Origin of the sequence: Roseateles sp. UC29_93, from assembly GCF_042695725.1 — a bacterium.
GTDB classification, from domain to species: Bacteria; Pseudomonadota; Gammaproteobacteria; order Burkholderiales; family Burkholderiaceae_C; genus Roseateles; species Roseateles noduli_A.
In genome coordinates, this window is record NZ_CP170545.1 from 527,048 (window position 1) to 548,828 (window position 21,781).

A 21,781-nucleotide genomic window follows, 5' to 3' on the forward strand; every position below is an offset into this window, starting at 1 on the left:
CTTGTGATGGACTGGCTTGTGCGCTGAGCGCACGGCGGGTCCTTGAAGCAAGTCTGCATTAGTCAAGGAGATCTGATGAAACTGCGTCCTCTGCACGATCGCGTGATCGTTAAGCGCCTGGAAAACGAAACCAAGACGGCCTCCGGCATCGTCATCCCCGACAACGCCGCCGAGAAGCCCGACCAGGGCGAAGTGCTGGCCGTCGGCCCGGGCAAGCGCAACGACAAGGGTGAATTCATCGCCCTGAACGTCGCCGTCGGCGACCGCGTCCTGTTCGGCAAGTACAGCGGCCAGACCGTCAAGGTCGACGGCGACGAGCTGCTCGTCATGCGCGAGGAAGACCTGTTCGCCGTCATCGCCAAGTAATCGACGACCGCGACAGACCTTCATCCAGATAAAGATTTCGGAGAGATACACATGGCAGCAAAAGACGTTGTCTTCGGCGGCGAGGCCCGTGCCCGCATGGTCGAAGGCGTGAACATCCTGGCCAACGCGGTCAAGGTCACGCTGGGCCCCAAGGGCCGTAACGTGGTGCTGGAGCGCTCGTTCGGCGCCCCCACCGTCACGAAGGACGGTGTCTCGGTCGCCAAGGAGATCGAGCTCAAGGACAAGCTGCAGAACATGGGCGCCCAGATGGTCAAGGAAGTCGCTTCCAAGACCTCGGACAACGCCGGTGACGGCACCACCACCGCCACGGTCCTGGCCCAGGCCATCGTCCGCGAAGGCATGAAGTACGTGGCCGCCGGCATGAACCCGATGGACCTGAAGCGCGGCATCGACAAGGCGGTCACCGCCCTGGTCACGCAGCTGAAGGCGGCCTCCAAGGCCACCACGACCTCCAAGGAAATCGCCCAGGTCGGCACCATCTCCGCCAACTCCGACGCCGACGTCGGCGAGATCATCGCCAAGGCGATGGACAAGGTCGGCAAGGAAGGCGTGATCACCGTCGAAGACGGCAAGAGCCTGGACAACGAGCTCGACATCGTCGAAGGCATGCAGTTCGACCGCGGCTACCTGTCGCCGTACTTCATCAACAACCCGGAAAAGCAGTCGGCGATCCTGGACAACCCGTTCGTCCTGCTCTACGACAAGAAGATCTCCAACATCCGCGACCTGCTGCCGACGCTGGAAGCCGTCGCGAAGTCGGGCCGTCCGCTGCTGATCATTGCCGAAGAAGTCGACGGCGAAGCGCTGGCGACCCTGGTCGTCAACACGATCCGCGGCATCCTGAAGGTCGTCGCCGTGAAGGCCCCGGGCTTCGGCGACCGCCGCAAGGCCATGCTGGAAGACATCGCCATCCTGACCGGCGGCAAGGTGATCGCCGAGGAAGTCGGCATGTCGCTCGAGAAGGTCACGCTGGCTGACCTGGGCCAGGCCAAGCGCGTCGAAGTGGGCAAGGAAAACACCACCGTCATCGACGGCAACGGTGCCGGCGCCGACATCGAAGCGCGCGTCAAGCAGATCCGCGTCCAGATCGAGGAAGCCACCAGCGACTACGACCGCGAGAAGCTGCAGGAACGCGTGGCCAAGCTGGCCGGCGGCGTCGCCGTCATCAAGGTCGGTGCCGCCACCGAAGTCGAGATGAAGGAAAAGAAGGCCCGTGTCGAAGACGCGCTGCACGCCACCCGTGCCGCCGTTGAAGAAGGCATCGTGGCCGGCGGCGGCGTCGCGCTGCTGCGCGCCCGTCAGGCCGCTGGCACGATCAAGGGCGACAACGCCGACCAGGACGCCGGCATCAAGCTGATCCTGAAGGCCATCGAAGCCCCGCTGCGCGAGATCGTCTACAACGCCGGTGAAGAAAGCTCCGTCGTCGTCAACACCGTGCTGGCCGGCTCCGGCAACCACGGCTACAACGCGGCCAACGGCACCTACGGCGACATGATCGAGATGGGCATCCTGGATCCGACCAAGGTGACCCGCACCGCGCTGCAGAACGCCGCGTCCGTGGCCTCGCTGATGCTGACGACCGAGTGCATGGTCGCCGAAGCGCCGAAGGACGAGTCCGCCGGCCCGGCCATGCCTGGCGGCATGGGCGGCATGGGCATGGACATGTGATGTCCGCCTGAGCACGGCGCGCGGTGGTCCCACCGCGCGTCACGCTCGGGACCCACGCTCTCGAAAGGGGTCGCTTCGGCGACCCCTTTTTTCGTTCGTGCAAGATGAGTCGGTTGCGCTTCGATACGACGTAGGCTCGACCATTGCCAATATCCGCTGCAGCATCCGCTCAGCATCATGGTCACCGCCGGCCGCCAGGTCGCGCGGCCATCAGGCTTTCCCCAGGCCGCACGTCCCCGTGCCCCAGGGGATGTCACCTGAATCAGGGGCGACCATAATGCAGCTGACAACTTGTCACAAATGATGGTCCAAGCGTCTTCGCCCTCCCTGCAGTCCCTGCTCGACGACACCCTCGCGCATGTGCCCGCGTTGGCGCACGCGGTCTACAACGGCCTGCAGGATGAGCTCAAGAGCAGGCTCGAACATCACCAGTTGCTGGCCGGATGGTCCAAGCGGCGCGCGAGCTTCGCGTCCGACTTCGAAGGCTCGCTCAACCTCCTGCTGAAGACGGCCCGCGACGGCGGCGATCCGCTGCAGCGGGAGCGCCCCGTCTCACGCGGCGGCGAACTGTCCTTCAGCCTCGTCGATGAGAGCCAGGCCCTGAAGGACGTCGCGATCGCCCACGTGATCACCGCGATCGAAGACCAGTCCCGAGCTGAGCTGCATCAGCTGGGCAACTTCTTCGCCGCGCTGCGCGGCATCGCGCGGCCGTTGAAGAACGACAACCCGTTGCGGGCCGCGCTGTTCGCACAGGCGCTGGCACGCGCCATCGAAGGCGTGGACCTCGACGCCGACGGCCGCTATGCGCTGATGCGCATGGCCGCGCATCCGCTGGCGACCAAGCTGCAGCCGATCTACACCCTGCTCTGCCAGGGCCTGAGACAGGCGCAGTTGAGCGGCATGCTGACCAGCCACGGGTCGGCGCTCAAGGAGTCGGAACTGCGCCTGCGCCAGTTCAAGACCTTGACCGACACGCCGACGCAGAACGCAACGCTGGACCAGGTCGCGATGAAGCTGGACCTGATGAACACGCGCGCCGCCGAGCTCGGATCGGCGCGCGCCGCAGTCCCTGGTTCGCCCACTCCGCCGGCGGGCGCCCTGTCCGCCCCCCCGCCCAAGCTGGGGCCGGGCATCGGCGCGCCGGGCACGGACCTGCTGTCGCGCCTGTATGACCAGATCCTGGCCGACGACAGCCTGCAGCCGCCGCTGAAGGTCCTGATGGGTCGACTGCAGGTCGCGATCGTGCGCCTGTCCAAGACCGATCCCTCGCTGCTGCGTCGCCAGGACCATCCGACCTGGCAGTTGCTGAACCGCCTGGCCGCGCACGGCGCGGGCTTCCAGCGCAGCGACGATGCGGAACTGAAGGCCTTCCTGCAATTCCTGGAACGCGTGATCCAGCCGCTGCTGGACAGCGCGCATCCCTCCGCGTTGCAGTTCCAGCAGGCATTGACCGAGGTCGACACCCACATCCGCGCGCAGGCCGAGGCCCGCGGCCAGCGCAGCGCGGTGGCGCTCGAGCGCCTGGACCGCGAGCAGCGCCGCCAGGAATGGCAACGGATGCTGCGCGACCAGTTGCAGCACCAGCTCGACGATGCCCAGGCGGGCAAGCTGATGCGGCGTTTCCTGCTCGGCCCCTGGGTCGAGGTCATCGCGCAGGCGATGGTCCAGCACGGCCGGGATGCCTCGGAACCGCAGACCTACATCGAGCTCGTGGACGCGCTGCTGCACAGCGTGTCGCCGCAGCCGGACGAGGCGGCGCGCACGCGCCTGCGCGTCCAGTTGCCGGACCTCGTCCGCGCGCTGGACCGCGGCATGGATGCCATCGCGCTGCCGCAGATGCAGCGGCAGACCTTCCTCGACGAGCTGATGCGCCAGCACGGCCGGGTGCTGCGCGGACTGCCGGCCGTGGAGGAGGCCGCCCCGGCCGCCCCGTCGCCGCGACGCCCGGCGCAGACGTCCGAGGAACTGCTGCAGCAACTGCTCGACGAACGCGAGTCGCAACTCCCCTCGCGCTGGGCCTACGAGCGCGTCGACCGCGGCCAGTTGCCGACGGTGCCGGTGGCGCTCTACAGCGAGGAGCACTCGCCCCACGCGCACGCGGCGCTGCAGGACTGGATCGCCGGCGTGCACATCGGCGGCTGGTACCACTTCTTCCACCAGAGCGAGTGGATCACCGCGCAGATCGCGTGGATCAGCGACAGCCGCCAGATGTTCCTGTTCGTCGGCCAGGCGTCGGAGGAGCGCCACTCGGTCACGCGCGGCGCGCTGGAACAGCTGGTCGCCAACGGGCTGATCACGCAGCTGGAAGACGAGCCGCTGCTGCAGCGCGCGATCGGCACGCTGATGCTGGACCTGGACCGCGCCCCGCCCAACGGCAACGATCACTGACGGACACCGTCGGGACGCCGCCGGGGCCTGCCCGCGGGCCAGGTTCGGGTCACAATGCGCCCGCCTCGCGCCGTCGCCGCGAGCTTGTCCCGCAGCCCGATGTCCGCCCTGTCCCGAGATCCCCGCGTCCTTCCCCGCGTTCGTCGCCTTCTGCGCCTGAGTGGCCAGTGCCGCCTGGCGCTGGCGGTCGCCCTGATCGCGCTCGCCGCGCCGGTCGCCGGCCTCGCCCAGACGGTGCCGCCCAACCCCCCGCCCGGGCCGGTGGCGACGCCCGCGGCCGACCAGGCCCAGCGGCCCAAGCTCGGGCTGGTGCTCTCGGGCGGCGCGCGCGCGCGGTCTGGCGCACGTCGGCATCCTGAAGGTGCTCGAACGCGAACGCATCCCCGTCGACATCGTCACCGGCACCTCGATGGGCGCGATCATCGGCGGGCTCTACGCCAGCGGCATGTCGGCCGACGACCTCGACCGCGAGCTGTCGCGGATCGCCTGGGACCGGCTGTTCGCGAGCCGCGTCGACCGCCAGGACCTGTCGCAACGCCGCAAGGAGGAGGACTTCGAGTTCTCCGCGACGATCGAGTTCGGCCTGCGCGACGGCGAGGTCCGCGTCCCCACCGGCACGCTCTCCAGCCGCGGGCTCGAGGCGCTGCTGCGCCGGCTGACGCTGCCGGTGCGCGACGTGCATCAGTTCGACCACCTGCCGACGCCCTTCCGCGCCGTCGCCACCGACATGGAGAACGGCCACGAGCGCATCCTGGCCGAAGGCGACCTCGCGCTGGCGCTGCGCTCCAGCATGAGCGTGCCCGGCGTGTTCGCGCCGGTCGAATGGGAGGACCGCATCCTCGGCGACGGCGGCCTGGTCAACAACCTGCCGGTCGACGTGGCCCGCGAGATGGGCGCGACGCGCCTGATCGCGGTGAACGTCGGCACGCCGGTGGGCGGACGCGACACGCTGAACTCGCTGCTCGGGCTGACCGCGCAGATGATCAACATCCTCACCGAGCAGAACGTGCAGCGCTCCATTGCCAGCATGTCCGCCGGCGAGGACCTGCTGATCACGCCGAAGCTGGGCAAGCTGACGTCGGGCGACTTCGACAAGGTCCGCGACCTGATCCGCGCCGGCGAGGAAGCCGCCGAGGCGATGCTGCCGCAGCTGCGCGCCTACGCCGTCGACGAGCGGACCTACACGGACTGGCAGATCGCGCGCATCGGCACCAAGGCGCCGGGCGTGTTCATCGCCGCGGTGAAGCTGGAAGGCTCCGACAACACCAACCCGGAGCGCTTCCGCAGCCAGCTCGAATCGAAGCCGGGCCAGCCCTTCAACAACGAGACGGCGGAGCGCGACATGCGCTTCCTGTCCTCCAGCGGCGACTACAACCGCGTCGACTATCACGTCGAGCACCGCGCCGAGGGCGAGACGCTGGTCTTCAACATGGAAGACAAGCCCTGGGGGCCGAACTACTTCCGCGTGGGCATGGACCTGTCGACCGACTCGGGCGGCGACAGCTTCTTCAACCTGCGCCTGAGCCACAACCGCCACTGGCTGACCGACAAGGGCACCGAGTGGCGCAACCAGATCACGATCGGCGAGACGCCGCGGCTCTATACCGAGCTGTACCACCCGCTGGGCCTGAAGCTGGGCGTGGCCGACGACTGGTTCGTCAGCGCCTGGGGCGAGGCCAACCAGCGCAAGCAGATCGTCTATGACGACAACGATCCGGACAACGCCAGCCTGGGCCAGGCGCGGCTGGTGCGGCGCGACGCTTCCGTGGGACTGGATGTCGGTCAGCCGTGGGGACGCTGGGGCGAGGTCCGGCTGGGCGTGATCAGCCAGATCCGGCACGCCAAGCCCGACCTGATCACGGTGGCGACGCCCGAGATGGGCAAGCTGCGCTGGACCAGCTACGAGCGCGGCTTCCGGTTCCGGACCGTCGTCGACCAGCTGGACTACGCGAACTTCCCGCAGCACGGCTATCGCTTCACCGTCGAGGCGCAAGGCGGCCGCCAGGACAACCGCAACCTCAGTAGCGGCCGCTTCCTGCGGCTGAACACGGGACGGGAACGTGGTGCGCAGCTTCGGCGGGCACACGGTCAGCCTGTACGCGCGCGCCGTGGCGTCGCAGCAGCCGGACGACACGGGCCTCGGCGGCTACACGCTGGGCGGTTTCCACCAGCTGTCGGGCTACAACCCGAACCAGCTCAGCGGCAACTCGCTGCTGTTCACGCGGGCGACCTACTACCGGCGCCTGAACGACCAGCCCTTCCTCTCGCGCGGGTTCTTCATCGGCGGCACGCTGGAGGCGGGCAACACCTGGCTCTCGCGCCGAGACATCAGCATCAAGGACATGCGCTACGCGAGCAGCATCTTCCTGGGCTCGGACACGGGACTGGGGCCGCTGTACGTGGGCATCGGCTACGCGCCACGCGGCGGGACCGCGTTCTACGTGTTCATCGGCCGGCCTTAAGCCGGCGCCGAGTCGTCTTCCGCGTCGTCGGACGGCTCGTCGTCTTCCTCGTCCTCGCCGTACGGCGCGCGCGGCTCAGCGTGCGCCCAGTCGTAGATCACCTCGGCGACGTCTTCCAGGCCCTGCTTGCTCAGCGCCGAGAACAGCGTGACGCCGATGTCGGAATCCTCCGTCGCCAGCACGCCCAGGTCCTTCTGGACCTGCGCCAGGATGGCGGCGCCTTCCTTGCGGTTGAGCTTGTCGGCCTTGGTCAGCACGACCAGCAGGCTGACCTCGCCCGCGGTGACGCGGTCGGACACGTATTCGAGCAGCTGCTTGTCGAGGTCGGTCAATCCCAGGCGGGAGTCGACCATCAGCACTACGCCCGACAGCTCCTCGCGCTGGCCGAGATAGTCGGCCATGACGCGCTGCCAGCGCAGCTTGGCGTCGCGGGCCACCGCGGCATAACCGTAGCCGGGCAGGTCGGCGAACAGCGCGTTGGGCGCGTCGCGCGGGCCCACCGCGAACAGGTTGATGTGCTGCGTGCGGCCCGGCGTCTTCGACGCGAAGGCCAGGCGCTTCTGCTGGGCCAGCGTGTTGACCGCCGTCGACTTGCCGGCGTTGGAACGACCGACGAAGGCGATCTCCGGCAGGCCGCGCGGGGCCAGGTCTTGCGCGCGCGCCTCGCCCTCGCCGACTTCCTCGCCTGTGGCTTCGGATCCCGGGTCGTCTTCCGGGTCGTCACCCGAGTCGTCATGCGGCGCGCCGACGTCAGCGGCGTCGTCGTCAAGCAACGCCTCGTCGAACTCGGCGGCTTCGGCCTCGGCCAGCGCCGCCTCCGCGCGCGCCAGCGCCTCCCCCGGCAGCACGCCGTCGACCGGCAGGTGCTTGAGCTGGCTGGCCGTGGTCAGGAAGCGCGCGGTGTGCGTCCAGGCCAGCGCGCGCTTGCCCGGGGTCATCGGCTCGGTGCTGGCGGCCTTCTTCACCGGCGGGGGCAGGCCTTGCGCCCTGGCCTTTTCGGCGTTCTTCGCGCGGGCCTTGGCGGCCGCGCGCATACCCGTTTTCCCGGGGCCCTGCTTCTTCTTTGATGCTCCAGCGCGTCCCGCGCCACGGCCTGCGGGTTTCCCTGGGGCCGCAGGGGCGGGTTTCTTGTCGGAATCGGTCATCGGGCTGCGCGGGCTCTAAAGAGGTGCATTGTAAGATCCCGCGGTTGCGCTCACCCAACCCTCAACATTCATGAAGACTGCCGCTTTCTTGTTGTCGAGCATGGTTTTGATGTCCGGCGCCGCCAACGCCAATGAACCCGCTGCGGCGGCCAAGCCCGATCTGACCAAGGGCCAGGCCATCAGTTCGCAAGTCTGTGCCGCCTGCCATACGGCCGACGGTACCCGCGGCAGTCCCGCCAACCCCATCATCGCCGGCCAGCACGCCGACTACCTGGCCAAGCAGCTGCACGAGTTCAAGTCGGGCAAGCGCAAGAACCCGGTGATGTCGGGCATGGCCGCGCCGCTGACGGACGACGACATCCGCAACGTCTCCGCGTTCTACGCCAGCAAGGGCTCCAAGCCCGGCTTCGCGAAGAACAAGGAGCTGATCACCCTGGGCGAGAAGATCTACCGGGGCGGCATCGCGGACAAGCAGGTGCCCGCCTGCGCCGGCTGTCACAGCCCCAACGGCGCCGGCATCCCGGCGCAGTACCCGCGCCTGGGCGGCCAGCACAGCGACTACACCGAGGCCCAGCTGACGGCGTTCCGCGCCGGCGGCCGCCCGAACAGTCCGCAGATGCTGGCCATCGCCGCCAAGATGAGCGACCGCGAGATCAAGGCGGTCTCGGACTACATCGCCGGCCTGCGCTGAGCGATCGCCCGCGGGGCGCACCTTTGGGGAAGGTTCCGACGAACGAGGCCGGTGATCCGATCACCGGCCTTCGCTTTTGCCGGCCCTCGCCCGATTCGTCGCCGGGCGCAACGAGAATGCCGGCCATGACCGAGAAGTCCCCGAGAGTCCCACCAGGCAGACAGCCCAGGCCGCCGCGCGCGTCGCGCTCGACGACGCGATGGAGCTGGTGGCGTCGATGCGCTTCGCCATCGCGCTGCTGACGGTGCTGTGCATCGCCTCCGTGATCGGCACCGTCGTGCAGCAGCGCCAGCCGATGCCCAACTACGTCAACCAGTTCGGACCGTTCTGGTCGGAGCTGTTCGGCAAGTTCGACCTGTACACCGTCTACAGCGCATGGTGGTTCCTGCTGATGCTGGGTTTCCTGGTCGTGTCGACCAGCCTGTGCATTGCGCGCCATACGCCCAAGATCCTGCGCGACCTGAAGACCTACAAGGAGACGATGCGCGAGCAGTCGATCCAGGCCTTCAAGCACAAGGCGCTGGGTTACCTGCACATGAATCCGGAAGCCGCGCTGGGCCAGATCAACGCGTGGCTGAGCGCCGAGGGCTGGAAGGCCCGCGCGCAGGTGCGCAACGGCGGCGTCATGATCGGCGCGCGCAAGGGCTCGGCGCACAAGATCGGCTACCTGGCGGCGCATTCGGCCATCGTGCTGATCTGCCTGGGCGGGCTGTTCGACGGCGATCTGGTCGTGCGCGTCATGATGTGGGCGCAGGGCAAGCAGATCTACCAGGGCGACGACCTCACCCAGGTCACCGACATCAACCGCCTGACGCCGGCCAATCCGAGCTTCCGCGGCAACCTGTACGTCCCCGAGGGCAGCCGCTCGTCGACGGCGCTGATCTCGATGCCCAGCGGCGTCGTGGTGCAGGACCTGCCCTTCGACGTGGAGCTGAAGAAGTTCATCGTCGAGTACTACGCGACCGGCATGCCCAAGCTGTTCGCCAGCGACGTGGTCCTGCACGACCGCCGCGACGGCACGTCGACCAAGGCGACGGTCAAGGTCAACGAGCCCGTGACCTACCGCGGCGTGACGCTCTACCAGAGCAGCTTCGAGGACGGCGGCTCCTCGCTGAAGCTGAAGCTGCGCGCGCTGCAGGCGGCGCACGACACGCCGCTGGACGGCAAGGTCAACGGCACGACGACGCTGACGGCGGACGGCGAGAAGTTCGGGCTCGAATTCACCGGCCTGCGCGTCATCAACGTCGAGAACTTCGCCGACGACGGCAAGGACAAGAACGGCACCGACGTGCGCAAGGTGGACCTGGTCGGGCGGCTGGAACAGCACCTGGGCTCGGGCGCCAACCTCGAGGGCAAGAAGACGCTGCGCAACGTCGGCCCCTCGTTCAGCTACAAGCTGCGCGACGCCAGCGGCCAGGCGCGCGAGTACAACAACTACATGCTGCCGCTGGAGCTGGACGGCCACCGCGTGATCCTGCTCGGCGTGCGCGACACGCTGTCGGACAGCTTCCGCTACCTGCGCATCCCCGTGGACGGCAAGGACAGCATGGAAGGCTGGCTGGCGCTGCGGCGCGGGCTGGCCGATCCGGCGCAGCGGCTGCAGGCGGCCAGGCAGTACGCGCTGGACGCCAGCCCGCCGGACAAGCCGGCGATGCAGGCGCAGCTGGAAGCGACCGCGCTGCGCACGCTGACGCTGTTCGCCGGCGCCGAGGGCCTGAAGGCCGACGCGCCCGCGCAGGGCGCGGCGGTGGGCGGCCTGCCGGCGCTGTCGCAGTTCATCGAGCGCGAGGTGCCCGAGGCCGAACGCGCCCGCGTGTCCGAAGTGCTGCTGCGCATCCTCAACGGCAGCCTGTTCGAGCTCCACAAGCAGGCCGAGGCGCAGCACGGCCGTCCGGCGCCCCAGCCGGGCGAGGCCACGCAGGCCTTCATGACGCAGTCGGTGATGTCGCTGTCGGACGCGATGTTCTACCCGTCGCCGGTCATCATCCAGCTGGACGACTTCCAGCAGGTGCAGGCCAGCGTGTTCCAGGTGACGCGCGCGCCGGGGCAGACCCTGGTCTACCTCGGAGCGGTATTGCTGATCATCGGCGTGTTTGCGATGCTCTACATCAAGGAACGTCGCCTGTGGCTGTGGCTGGAAGCCGCGCCGGGCCGCTCCGAACAGACCCGCGTCCGCATGGCGCTGTCCAGCAACCGCGATACCGCCGACCTGCCCGTCGAATTCGAATCGCTCAAGCAGCGCCTGCTGCATGAGGAGGCCTGACATGAACACCACCACCGCGGACTCGTCCCACCTGCCCTCGCAACTGCCGTCCCAGTTGCCGGGTTCCGGCGAGGCGACCCCGACACGCTCGCTGGTCATCGGCAAGCGCGGCTACTTCCAGGGACGCAACGCCTTCGACTGGATCTTCGCGGCGCTGGTGCTGATCGGCGCCGGCTTCGCGTTCAGCCGCTACAGCGCGTCGATGGATGTCTACGAGAAGGGCATCCTGGCCGGCGCCGCGCCCGCACTGATCGCGCTGGGCTGGTTCTGGCGGCCGCTGCGCCTGCTGTGCCTGATCGTGGGCGCGGCCAGCCTCTTCGCCATCCAGCTCTACCTGCGCCAGACCGACGGCTTCGGCGCCGACCTCGCCGCGGGCGAGAAGGTCTTCTTCCTGAAGTACATGCTGTCCAGCCAGAGCGCGATCCTGTGGATGAGCGTGCTGGTGTGGATGAGCACGCTGTTCTACTGGCTGGGCTTCCTGCAGAAGTCGGGCCACAGCGCGGCGGAGGCGATCGGCACGCGCCTGGCGTGGGGCGCCGTGGGCATGGCGCTGATCGGCACGATGGTGCGCTGGTTCGAGAGCCACCAGATCGCGCCCGACATCGGCCACATCCCGGTCAGCAACCTGTACGAGGTGTTCGTCCTCTTCACCTGGCTGACGACGCTGATGTACCTGTACTACGAGCAGCGTTTCGCGACGCGGGCGCTCGGCGCCTACGTGATGCTGGTGGTGAGCGCGGCGGTCGGTTTCCTGCTCTGGTACACGATGGCGCGTGAAGCGCACGAGATCCAGCCGCTGGTCCCGGCGCTGCAGAGCTGGTGGATGAAGATCCACGTGCCGGCGAACTTCATCGGCTACGGCAGCTTCGCGATGGCCGCGATGGTGGCGCTGGCGACGCTGCTGAAGACGGCGACGCCGCGCGCGCTGGTGATCGGCCTGATCGGCGTGCCGGTGGGGCTGGTGCTGGTGCTGGTGGGCTTCCGCTTCGGCGCGAACGTCTCGCCGGAGATCGCGACCGGCCTGAACGGCTGGGCCGGCAAGATGGCCGGCGTGGCGGTGTTCCTGGCGGCCAGCGTCGCGCTGCGTGGTCCGCTGACGGCGCGGCTGCCGGCGCTGCCGGTGCTGGACGACCTGACCTACAAGTCGATCGCGCTGGGCTTCGCCTTCTTCACGATCGCGACCATCCTGGGCGCGTTCTGGGCGGCGGAAGCCTGGGGCGGCTACTGGAGCTGGGACCCGAAGGAAACCTGGGCGCTGATCGTCTGGCTGAACTACGCGGCCTGGCTGCACATGCGGCTGATCAAGGGCCTGCGCGGCGTGGTGGGCGCGTGGTGGGCGCTGATCGGGCTGCTGGTCACGACCTTCGCGTTCCTGGGGGTGAACATGTTCCTGTCGGGGCTGCACTCATACGGGACGCTGTAAGCGCAGCTGAGCACCCTGCAAGGCGGCGTTGGGCGGAAGGCCCAACGCCGCTTTTCCATTTCGGAGATCCTTTACAGCGCTCCCCGGCTTCGTGCAAAATCATTCGCCGAGATACCCTTGCATGAGTTCGCGATCAAGGGACCTCAAATCTCCAAGATTCGAAGCAAGCTCTCGCAACTCCTGGACAAAGTGAAGGTCATCGCCGGGCTCCTTCAATCCTTCCAAGTTTCGAAGAAGCTCAGTCCCGGTAATCTTTCGAGCAGCCTCGATCCGATAGGCTTCTCGTGTCCTACGCAAGAGAAGCTTATCCGTCAGCCGATTGCGCACGATTCCCGTCGAGGTGAGTTGATGGAAATAACCGTCTGCATCAATCAGCCAGTGATAGCCCCCTTCGCCGGACTTGGTCAGATTGGTCTCGACGATTTTCGAGATGAGATCCAACTTCCCAAACCTTGAGAAATAGTCTTCGTCCGCCACCACAAGGGTTTGCATATAGCGTAGAACAACGGGAAACCGCATGGCCTCAATCCTTACCGCATTCGCAGCCGCTGCCAGAAAACCAGCCTGCAGCAGTGGATGCAGCGCCAGCAGCCGCAGTCTTGACCCAAAGGGGATAGTAGCGTGCCCTTTCTAGCGCTGACATGTGTTCGAAGCGGGAGTTCAACGATTGAGAGACCCCGGTCTGTAGATTTCTGGGATGGTTTGTCACCGCGTGAGGCAGCCCATCTCGTTGTTTGGTCCAAATATGATCGGTGGTCAAGGTTGCGCGCTTAGGAGTCCCTGAAGGGTTTATCGGAACCAGTCCCGATCGTTGCAGCCTGTATCTCATCTGATTCCAATTATTCGTTGATTGCAGTATTTCCTTGATTTCGCTACGAGCCGCATAGCGCATCGTTCCTACCGTCAATCCTTTTACCAGAGCGCCTGCCCCGGTCAGATCCATCAGCGCGAGGCCCGCATTGAAGGCTGCCATGCCGTAGTTTCCACACTTGAATGAATCATACGAATCCAGGGCGGAGCCCACGACTGGAACGAAGTTCGCTGCATCCCGCCAGGAGAATAATCCGTTGGGATCAACCAACGACAGCGGATCAGCAGACACATAGCTGTAAGTGTTGATTCCGCCCTCGAGCCCCAAGGGGTCACTCTGCGCATATCTGCCCGTGGTTCCGTCGTAGTCCCGGAAGTAGTTGTAGCTCAGCCCCGACTCCTTGTCGAAATACTGACCGGGGAAGCGCAGGTTGACGACGAGGTTCTCGAGCGAGTTGGGGATCGTCTCCGCTGCCGTGGTGCCGAAGGGCTCCGCAATCCAGCGCCAGCGGACGTCGCCGGCAGCATTCACGATCACGCGCGGCGTATTGAGGTGGTCCGAGTACGCGTAGTAGACCCGTGGCTCCGTCGTCGTCGAGTTGGTCAACACCGCGATCAGCGTGTTGCCCAGCCACACGAACTCCTGCAACGCACCGCCTGAGCTGTTGTATTCCCCGAGCAGTTGCCCGTTCTGGTCGTAGACGTAGTGCGGGCGGGACGTGCCCGTCACCTTGCGCACGCGCTGTCCGCCGGCGTCGTAGTTGTAGGTCGTCGTGACGCCCGCGCTCGTGAGCGAGGCCAGCCGGTTGTCGAGCCCGTACGTGGTCGTGTAGCCCAGCCCCGTGTCGCTCAGCGTGTTGCCTGCGGCGTCGTAGCCGAAGCTGCGCGTCGGGTTGTCGATGCCGGTGAGCCGGTTGCTCGTCGTCTCCGTGGCATAGCTCCGCGCCGCGCCGTTGAGCGTGACCGCGGTGCGGTTGCCATTGGCGTCGTAGCCGATGTTCCAGGCGTTGGCCGGGGTGACGATGCCTGTCAGCCGGCCGAGCTCGTCATAGCCGAAGCTCTGGTTCATCGCCTGCGCTTCCGCCGTCACCTCGCCGGTCGTCGCGTCCAGGTGCGTGTAGCTGACGATGCGATCCGCTGCGTCGTAGGTGATGTCGCGCACCACCCCGTTCAGCGGATAACGCACGAGCCGACCGTAGGTGTCGAAGACCCGTTCGTAGCTCTTCGTTGCGCTGTTCAGGTGGAACAGCCACGCCCGTGCCGGGCCGAAGGGCTCCCATTGGACCTGGCTGATCAGCGGCTTGGCAGCGCTGCTCGCGTCCTTGGCCAGGCTCAGTCCGGTAGGTTGACCTCGGTCGTAGCTGATCGTCAGCACACGCCCCGACGGGTACGTGATGCTGGTGATGTTGCCGGCGCCGTCGTAGGCGTAGCGCGTGGTGCTGACGACCGTGCTGACCGCCTGGGTCACCGTGGTCACCCGGCCCAGTGCGTCGTAGGCGTACTTGGTCGACCCGCCGGGGAAGCTGGCGGTCGTGAGGCGGCCGATGCCGTTGGTGAAGGTGCCGCCGGTCTCGTCGTAGGTCCAGCCGTAGCTCACGCTGGCCTGGCCCGCCTTGGAATAGACAGCCGTCTTGAGGCGGTCCAGGTTGTCGTAGGTGTAGGTCGCCAGCACGCCGCGGCTGTCGGTGCGAGTCAGCAGGTTGCCAACCGCGTCGAAGGTGCTGTTGGCCGTGCCGGTGTCCGGGCTGACGAGCTGGTTGAGATCACCCAGGCCGTTGCGCTGGTAGCTCGTGATGAGGTTGCGCGGATCGGTGACCTGCTTGAGCTGATCGATGCCGTCGTAGCCGAGCTGCGTCACGCCATTGCGCGCATCCGTGCTCGTCTTGACCCGGTCCAGCGGGTCGTACGCGTTGGTGGTCGCGAAGCCGAAGCCGCTCACGCCCTTGGCCTTGATGACCTTGGTCGGATTGCCCTTGGCGTCGTACTCGTAGTCGGTGACCGGTGCGGGTGACACGGGCGGAGGCGGCAGCGTCGCGGCATGCGCGCCGAACCCGATCAGTCCGATGAGCGCAGCCACGATGGGCGCGACATTGCTCCGGCACTTCAAGTGCCTGCTCATTCCATTCATGGCTTACTCCCTGCCTGTTGTCTGTTGCGCGCGCCCCAGCGCGTCATATGCGCGGCTCATCGTCCGCTTGAGCGTTCCCTGCGGATCCTTGGCGGTTTCCTGCGTGCGGTTGCCATTGGCATCCAGCGCGTAGTCGATCCGATTGCCTCGCGTGTCGGACACGGCCACCAGTCGATGCGCATCGTCGTACTCGTAGTTCACCGCGCTGCCGTCCGGCTGGGACGACTTCTCGAGCAGGCCTGTGGGCCAGTATTCGTAGGTCGTCGTCGCTCCCGCGGTCGTCAACGACGTGAGCCGTTGGCGCGGGTCGTATGTGTAGATCGTCGAGGACGTGTTCGCATCAATCGCCTCGAGTGCGTTGCCGTAGGCGTCGTAGCGCGTGAAGGTCGTGAGATGGCCAGCGGCGTTTTTCGACGACTTCAGATCGCCCTTCGTGTGGTCGGCCGTCGTGTCGGCGTAGTACTCGTTGGTGACGACCACCCGGTTGAGCGGATCGGTCTCCGTCAAGACCTGACCCGTGGCGTTGTAGGTCCACCTCGTCGCACGCGGCGCGACGCCGGACTGCGGCGTCGCATTGAACCCCTGCACCCCGGTTTCATCGGTGGTGGCCTGCTCCACGCGCTTGCACAGCACGACCAGCGGCTTGCCGTCGGGCAGCAGCGCATCGGTCGGCGCGCAGCTTGCCACCGCGTTGCCGTTGAACGGATCCGGCTGGCCGTTGTAGATCAGCGTCGTGATGCGACGCGGCTCCGCGGTCGCCGTGCTGAGTCGCCAGTCGGGATGCCACCGCGAGCTGACCTTGCGAGCACCCGCAGGCAGTGTCGCGTCGGTGACGGCCGCGCAGGCCGTGGCCGTCGTAAAGCCTTCGAAGCGCGACGTCTCCAGATTGCGCGTCGCGTCGTACGCGATGCAGCTGCGGTTGCCGTTGAAGTCATCGCTGCGCGTGACATTGCCGGCAGCATCGAAGGCCGAGTCCGATGTCGATGCGGCGCAACCCGATCCAGCCGGCTGGCTGCGGGAGCCGACCAGCGCGGCCCTCCCCACCGTCGTGCCGGCCCAGGTGGACTCCCGTCCGTCGGGCGCCTTGACGATGGCGTTCGTCGGCTGCACGTTCACCGCCTTGCGGATCACGACGTCCAACTCCGGGTCGTAGTACTCCAAAGGGAGCGGATCAGGCGCCTTCGTCCAGGTGACCGTCCACGGCGGCTCGCTGCCGGTGGCCGAGGAGACCACACGCCCCTGCTCGTCGTAGACATACGAACCCAGACGCTGACCGGCCTCATCCAACCGTCCGGTCATCGCATGCGGGAACGCGGTGTTCTCGTACAGGAACTGGCGCGAGCTCTGGTCCGCGTACGTGATCGACGTCAGGTTGCCGATCGCGTCATAGCCGATGGGCAACGACACGCCGGCCGGATCGACGATGCTGCCGATCGAGGCATAGCGCCCGCCTTGGGCGTCCCGGTAGTTGAAGGAGACTCGCCTTCCCACTTCGTCGACAACGGCGAGCACCAGGTACTTGCTGCTGCCCGTGGCGGCATCCGGCGCATTGGTCACCCCGGAGAAGTCCAGCCGCCGTCCGTCGGCATACGCGATCGACGCGAGGCTGCCGTCCTGGCGGTAGACCTCGATCGCACGGGCGGTCTCGTCGCGATACAGCCAGACCGATCCGTCGGCGGACATCGCCGGCTTGGGATCGCGCTCGGTGGGTTCGTCGTTGTAGCCGTATTGGGGAAAGTTCTTCCATATGCCGGAGCCGCGCTGGAACAGATAGAGCCGGTTCTCCGTGACCATCTGTCGATGCAGATTGCTGGACCAGTACTGGCCGAACGAATGGGCGCCCAGCTCGTCTACTTCGGTGCCTCCGCTCTTCGGCGTACTCCAGTAGTTGGCACTCAGGGAATGGCCACGTCCCCACGAGAACAGCGTCTCCGGCTGTCGCTTCAGCCCCGTCAGCGGCTCGATCGGATTGCTGACCGGACAGCTGCCGATCGGGGATGCAACTACGTCCTTGATGGACTTGCAGCCTGCTGTCGTCCCGTCGATCGACGTCGTGTTGAGCCTGCGGCCGCAGGTCATGAGAAATTCCAGGATGCCCTGGCCCTGGGTGACCGCTGGCGGGTAGATCGGATTCGAGTAGGTGGTCGTGGTCTTGTAGGTGTAGCGGCAGGTCGCTATGCCGTATCGGGTCGGCGACTCCTCTCCGGTGATCGAGCAGGACCCTGGGACCGCCGTCGTGACGCGCGTGCTCTCCGAGTAATACTCCGGTTCCGTCAGCGCGCCCATGGCGAGGCCCCAGAACGAAGCCGCCAGGTCGCCCGGCGTATCGCTGCAATGAGTGCGCAGCGACTGCGCCGGCGTCTGGACCTTGGTCTGGCCGGCGGGGCCAACCGAGGACCACAAGGTCCAGCAGTCCTTGGCCGCCATCGCCGGCAGCGCGAAGAAGCCGAGGCCGAAAGCCATCAGCAGGCAGCGGAAGGCCTTGGCGGCCGAGAAGCTCACGCCCTTCCGCGCGTCATTGCTGGACTTGGCGAGCGTGCTCCGGCACGTCCAGTGCCTCGTGATCCCGTTCATGGCTTATTCCCTCCCCGTCGACTGTTGTGCACGACCCAGCGCGTCGAACGCGCGGCTCATCGTCCGCTTGAGCGTTCCTTGCGGGTCCTTGGCGACCTCGTTGGTCCGGTTGCCGCTCTGGTCGAGCGTGTATTCGATGCGGTTGCCCTGCGTGTCCGAGGCGGCGACAAGTCGATGCGCGTCGTCGTACTCGTAGTTCACCGCGCTGCCGTCCGGCTGGGACGACCTCTTGAGCAGGCCCGTGGGCCAGTAGTCGTAGCCGGCGGTCGCACCCGCAGTCGTCACCGACGTCAGCCGCTGGCGCAGGTCATAGGCGTAAGTCGTCGTGCTCGTGTTGGCATCGACAAGCTCGAGCGGCTTGCCATAGGCGTCGTAGCGCGTGAAGTTCGTGACGTGCCCGGCGGCATTCGTCGACGACTTCAGATCGCCCTTCGTGTGGTCGGCCGTCGTGTCGGCGTAGTACTCGTTGGTGACCACGACGCGGTTGAGCGGGTCAGTCTCTGTCAAGACCTGACCCGTGGCGTTGTAGGTCCAGCTCGTCGCGCGTGCCGGAACTGCCGATTGGAGCGTCGCGTTGAAACCGAGCGCTCCCGTCTCATCGGTCGTCGCCTGCTCGACGCGCTTGCACAGCACGACGATGGGCTTGTTGTCCGGCAGCTTCGCATCGGCCGGCGCGCAGTTGGCCACCGTGTTGCCGTTGAACGGATCCGGTTGGCCGTTGTAGACCAATGTCGTGATACGACGCGGCTCCGCCGTCCTCGTCGCCATGCGCCAATCGGGATGCCAGCGTGAGCTCACCATGCGTGCGCCAGCGGGCAGCAACGCAGGCGTGACCGCGGCACACGCCGCAGCGGTAGAGAGACCCTCGATGCGCGTCAATTCCAGATTGCGAGTGGCGTCATAGGCCATGCAACTTCGATTCCCATTGAAATCGTCGTTCTGGATCACGTTGCCGGCGGCATCGAACTGCGAATTCGAGGTTGCCGCGCCGCATCCGGAGCCCGCCGGCTGGCTCCGGGAACCGACCAGCGCGGAACGTCCGATCACCGTGCCATCCCACAACGACTCCTGCCCGTCGGGCGACGTCACATAGGCCTTCTTGGGCGGGTTCTGCACGTGCTCGCGCACGACGACGTCACGCACCGGGTCGTGGTACTCCGTGGGCTTCGCCACCACGGGAGGGTCCTCCCATCGCACCTTCCATCCATTCAGCGAGCCCGAGCGTGATTCGATGGCCCGTCCCGTTTCGTCATAGCGGTACGTGCCGATCCGGCCTCCCGCTTCGTCCAGCCGGCCCGTCAAGAGGTGGGGTTGGCTCTGCGTTTCGTAAAGGAACTGCTTCGAGGATCCGTCCGCGAAGGTGATGGACGTCAGATTGCCCGAGGCGTCATACGCCAGCGGCATCACCGCACCCGCCGGATCGGTGATGCTCTGGATGCCGGCGTACTTGTCGTCGACCGGCAAGTACTGGAACGAAATCTGCCGGCCGGCTTCGTCTCGGATCGAAGAGACCAAGTACTTACTCTGCATGAACCCCTGGGCCGCCGGATTCAGGACGACGGTGTAGTCGAGGCGGCGCCCATCGATGTAGGCGATCTTGGCCAGCGTGCCGTCGGCGCGGTAGACCTCGATCGCGCGTGCGGATTCGTCGCGATAGTGCCAGTCATCGCTGTACAGGTCCTTCTTCGGCGCAGGATCGCGCTCGCTGACGTCCGTCCCCGCCCCGCTTCGCGGGAACGACTTCCAGAGCCCCAGCCCCCGATCGAACAGGTTCACCGCCGTCGGGCTCCACTCAGTCACCATGTGACGGTGCAGATTGCTGAACCAGTACCGGCCGAATGAATTCGCCGACGCTTCGGCCAGCGTGCCTCGCGGCGGCTGCGGATTGCTCCAGTAGGTGGCACTCAACGTGTGGCCACGGCCCCAACTGAAGAGGTTCTCCGGCTGGCGCTTCAGCCCGCTGAGCGGCTCCACAGGGTTCCCAACGCCACAGCTTGGCGGCGATGGCAGCACTTTGTCCACGATCGGTTTGCAGGTGGACTGCGTCTGGCCGATCGGCGTGGTGTGGAACTTCTCCCCGCAGGTCATCAGGAGCTCGAAGTAGGCGTTACCCTCGATGTACGAGACCTGATTCGGAGGTGCCTTGCGAACATATGTGTGGCGATAGCTGTAGTAGCACTTCGCTTGAGGCCAGCGCAGAGGTCCGTACTCCCCGTTGGCGACGCAGTTGGCCGGAAAAATCTCCGTGGTCTGCGTGTATTCGGAATAGTCCCTGATCTTCTGAGCTTCCGGGACCACAGCCGCATAGGTCGCAGCGGCGACCTCACCGTAGGTGTCACGACAGTCGTGGAACACGCCGCTCGTTGCCGGTGCGCCGGAGTCGAGGAAGTTGGAAACGGGACCTCCCGGCGACCACATGGTCCAGCAGTCCTTGGCCGCCATCGCCGGCAGCGCGAAGAAGCCGAGGCCGAAAGCCATCAGCAGGCAGCGGAGGGCCTTGGCGGCCGAGAAGCGTCTTGTCGTATCGCCCACGCGATCTCTCCCGAAGTGACAGGTCTTGCCATCCAGGAAGCAGCACACAGGCGCGCGCCCGCCCACCTCTTGACCGTCCGGCGGACGTCTGTCGCGTCCGATGCCGTACGGCCTCCTCCCTGCATTGGCCGGCGGCGATTCTGCCAGCGAACGGTTGGCAGGCTTCGTGACACCGCGCGTGCGAGGTTCAATCTGTCCCCAATGCTTGGGCGCCCCGAACCAGGGGGAGACCCGGTGGTCTTAAGCACGCCCTCATGAAAACCTTCAAGCAAACGCGTAAGGTTCGAACCTTCCTTCCCCCGAGGTCCGCCATGCATTTCCACAAGCCCCGCGACGGCCAGCGCATCCCGTCCTCCGAGATCACCTCCCGAGAGGTCTACGACAGCCGCCGCGACTGGTTGAAGTCCGCCGGCGCGCTCGGGCTGACCGGGCTGGGCCTGAGCGGCATATCCGGCGCGGCGAGCGCGCAGACCGCCGGCCCCGGCAAGCTGGCGAAGCTGCCGGGCGTCAAGAGCACGGTGGCCGGCGCGACCGTGATGGAGAAGTTGACGGCCTACAAGGACGTCACCTCGTACAACAACTTCTACGAGTTCGGCACCGACAAGTCCGACCCCGCCGAGAACGCGCACACCCTCAAGCCCCGACCCTGGTCCGTCGTCATCGAGGGCGAGTGCGCCAAGCCGGGCCGCTTCGGCCTGGACGACCTGCTGAAGGTCGCGCCGATGGAGGAACGCGTCTACCGCCTGCGTTGCGTCGAAGGCTGGTCGATGGTGATCCCCTGGGTGGGCTACTCGCTGGCCGAGCTGCTGAAGAAGGCGGAGCCGACGGGCAAGGCGAAGTACGTCGAGTTCACCACGCTGGCCGACAAGGCCCAGATGCCGGGCGTGCGCTCGGGCGTGCTGGACTGGCCCTATGTCGAAGGCCTGCGCCTGGACGAGGCGATGCATCCGCTGACGCTGATGGCCTTCGGCCTCTACGGCGAGGTGCTGCCCAACCAGAACGGCGCGCCGCTGCGCCTGGTGGTGCCGTGGAAGTACGGCTTCAAGTCGGCCAAGTCCATCGTCAAGATCCGCTTCGTCGAGAAGCAGCCGGTGAGCAGCTGGACCAAGGCGGCGCAGCAGGAATACGGCTTCTTCTCCAACGTGAACCCGCAGGTCGACCACCCGCGCTGGAGCCAGGCCTCCGAGCGCCGCATCGGCGAGGACGGCCTCTTCGCCAAGCGTCGCCCGACGCTGATGTTCAACGGCTACGAGGCGCAGGTCGGTCAGCTCTACGCCGGCATGGACCTGAAGAAGAACTACTGACACCGC

At 66.6% G+C, this 21,781-nt stretch carries 12 protein-coding genes and 1 pseudogene; 8 read left to right on the forward strand and 5 right to left on the reverse strand.

Going from position 1 to position 21,781, the window contains the following annotated elements; translation table 11 throughout:
* Positions 1–75: 75 nt before the first annotated feature.
* From groES to ACFJIX_RS02440, 4 genes and pseudogenes are all read left to right on the forward strand, one after another.
* Positions 76–366, forward strand: a complete 291-nt coding sequence (groES, locus tag ACFJIX_RS02425; protein ID WP_297524612.1) for a co-chaperone GroES — start codon at positions 76–78, stop codon at positions 364–366.
* A gap of 51 nt (positions 367–417) precedes the next feature.
* Positions 418–2,055 carry a chaperonin GroEL gene (gene groL / locus ACFJIX_RS02430; RefSeq protein WP_377157505.1) on the forward strand — a complete coding sequence of 546 codons (1,638 nt, stop codon included), beginning with the start codon at positions 418–420 and terminating at the stop codon, positions 2,053–2,055.
* A gap of 291 nt (positions 2,056–2,346) precedes the next feature.
* A complete protein-coding gene (locus ACFJIX_RS02435; RefSeq protein WP_377157506.1) occupies positions 2,347–4,443 on the forward strand; it encodes a DUF1631 family protein in 2,097 nt (698 codons plus the stop codon).
* A 361-nt stretch (positions 4,444–4,804) separates the two neighbouring features.
* Positions 4,805–5,812: pseudogene (locus ACFJIX_RS02440) on the forward strand (patatin-like phospholipase family protein); the annotation flags it as partial.
* 1,089 nt (positions 5,813–6,901) lie between these two features.
* Here ACFJIX_RS02440 and yihA read toward each other — a convergent pair.
* Positions 6,902–7,552 (reverse strand): ribosome biogenesis GTP-binding protein YihA/YsxC, encoded by a 651-nt coding sequence (yihA, locus tag ACFJIX_RS02445; RefSeq protein WP_377161566.1) that lies wholly within the window; start codon positions 7,550–7,552, stop codon positions 6,902–6,904.
* A gap of 598 nt (positions 7,553–8,150) precedes the next feature.
* Here yihA and ACFJIX_RS02450 point away from each other — a divergent pair.
* The 3 genes from ACFJIX_RS02450 to ccsB all read left to right on the forward strand — a co-directional run bounded on the left by ACFJIX_RS02450 (position 8,151) and on the right by ccsB (position 12,427).
* Positions 8,151–8,741 (forward strand): c-type cytochrome, encoded by a 591-nt coding sequence (locus ACFJIX_RS02450; protein WP_377157507.1) that lies wholly within the window; start codon positions 8,151–8,153, stop codon positions 8,739–8,741.
* A 76-nt stretch (positions 8,742–8,817) separates the two neighbouring features.
* Positions 8,818–11,004, forward strand: a complete 2,187-nt coding sequence (locus ACFJIX_RS02455; RefSeq protein WP_377157508.1) for a cytochrome c biogenesis protein ResB — start codon at positions 8,818–8,820, stop codon at positions 11,002–11,004.
* A 1-nt stretch (position 11,005) separates the two neighbouring features.
* Positions 11,006–12,427, forward strand: a complete 1,422-nt coding sequence (ccsB, locus tag ACFJIX_RS02460; RefSeq protein WP_377157509.1) for a c-type cytochrome biogenesis protein CcsB — start codon at positions 11,006–11,008, stop codon at positions 12,425–12,427.
* Positions 12,428–12,526: 99 nt separating this feature from the next.
* Here ccsB and ACFJIX_RS02465 read toward each other — a convergent pair whose 3' ends face one another.
* The 4 genes from ACFJIX_RS02465 to ACFJIX_RS02480 are packed head-to-tail and all read right to left on the reverse strand — an operon-like array spanning position 12,527 to position 20,381.
* The gene (locus ACFJIX_RS02465; RefSeq protein ID WP_377157511.1) at positions 12,527–12,946 is read right to left on the reverse strand and encodes a hypothetical protein; all 420 of its coding nucleotides are present in this window, start codon (positions 12,944–12,946) and stop codon (positions 12,527–12,529) included.
* A gap of 4 nt (positions 12,947–12,950) precedes the next feature.
* The gene (locus ACFJIX_RS02470; protein WP_377157512.1) at positions 12,951–15,365 is read right to left on the reverse strand and encodes an RHS repeat domain-containing protein; all 2,415 of its coding nucleotides are present in this window, start codon (positions 15,363–15,365) and stop codon (positions 12,951–12,953) included.
* Between the two features lie 3 nt (positions 15,366–15,368).
* A complete protein-coding gene (locus ACFJIX_RS02475; protein WP_377157514.1) occupies positions 15,369–17,939 on the reverse strand; it encodes an RHS repeat domain-containing protein in 2,571 nt (856 codons plus the stop codon).
* A 3-nt stretch (positions 17,940–17,942) separates the two neighbouring features.
* Entirely contained in the window at positions 17,943–20,381 is a 2,439-nt protein-coding gene (locus ACFJIX_RS02480) for an RHS repeat domain-containing protein (RefSeq protein ID WP_377157515.1), read from the reverse strand.
* Positions 20,382–20,782: 401 nt separating this feature from the next.
* Between ACFJIX_RS02480 and msrP the strand changes: the two genes are divergently transcribed.
* Complete coding sequence (msrP, locus tag ACFJIX_RS02485; RefSeq protein WP_377157516.1) at positions 20,783–21,775, forward strand: protein-methionine-sulfoxide reductase catalytic subunit MsrP; 993 nt, start codon at positions 20,783–20,785, stop codon at positions 21,773–21,775.
* Positions 21,776–21,781: the final 6 nt, after the last annotated feature.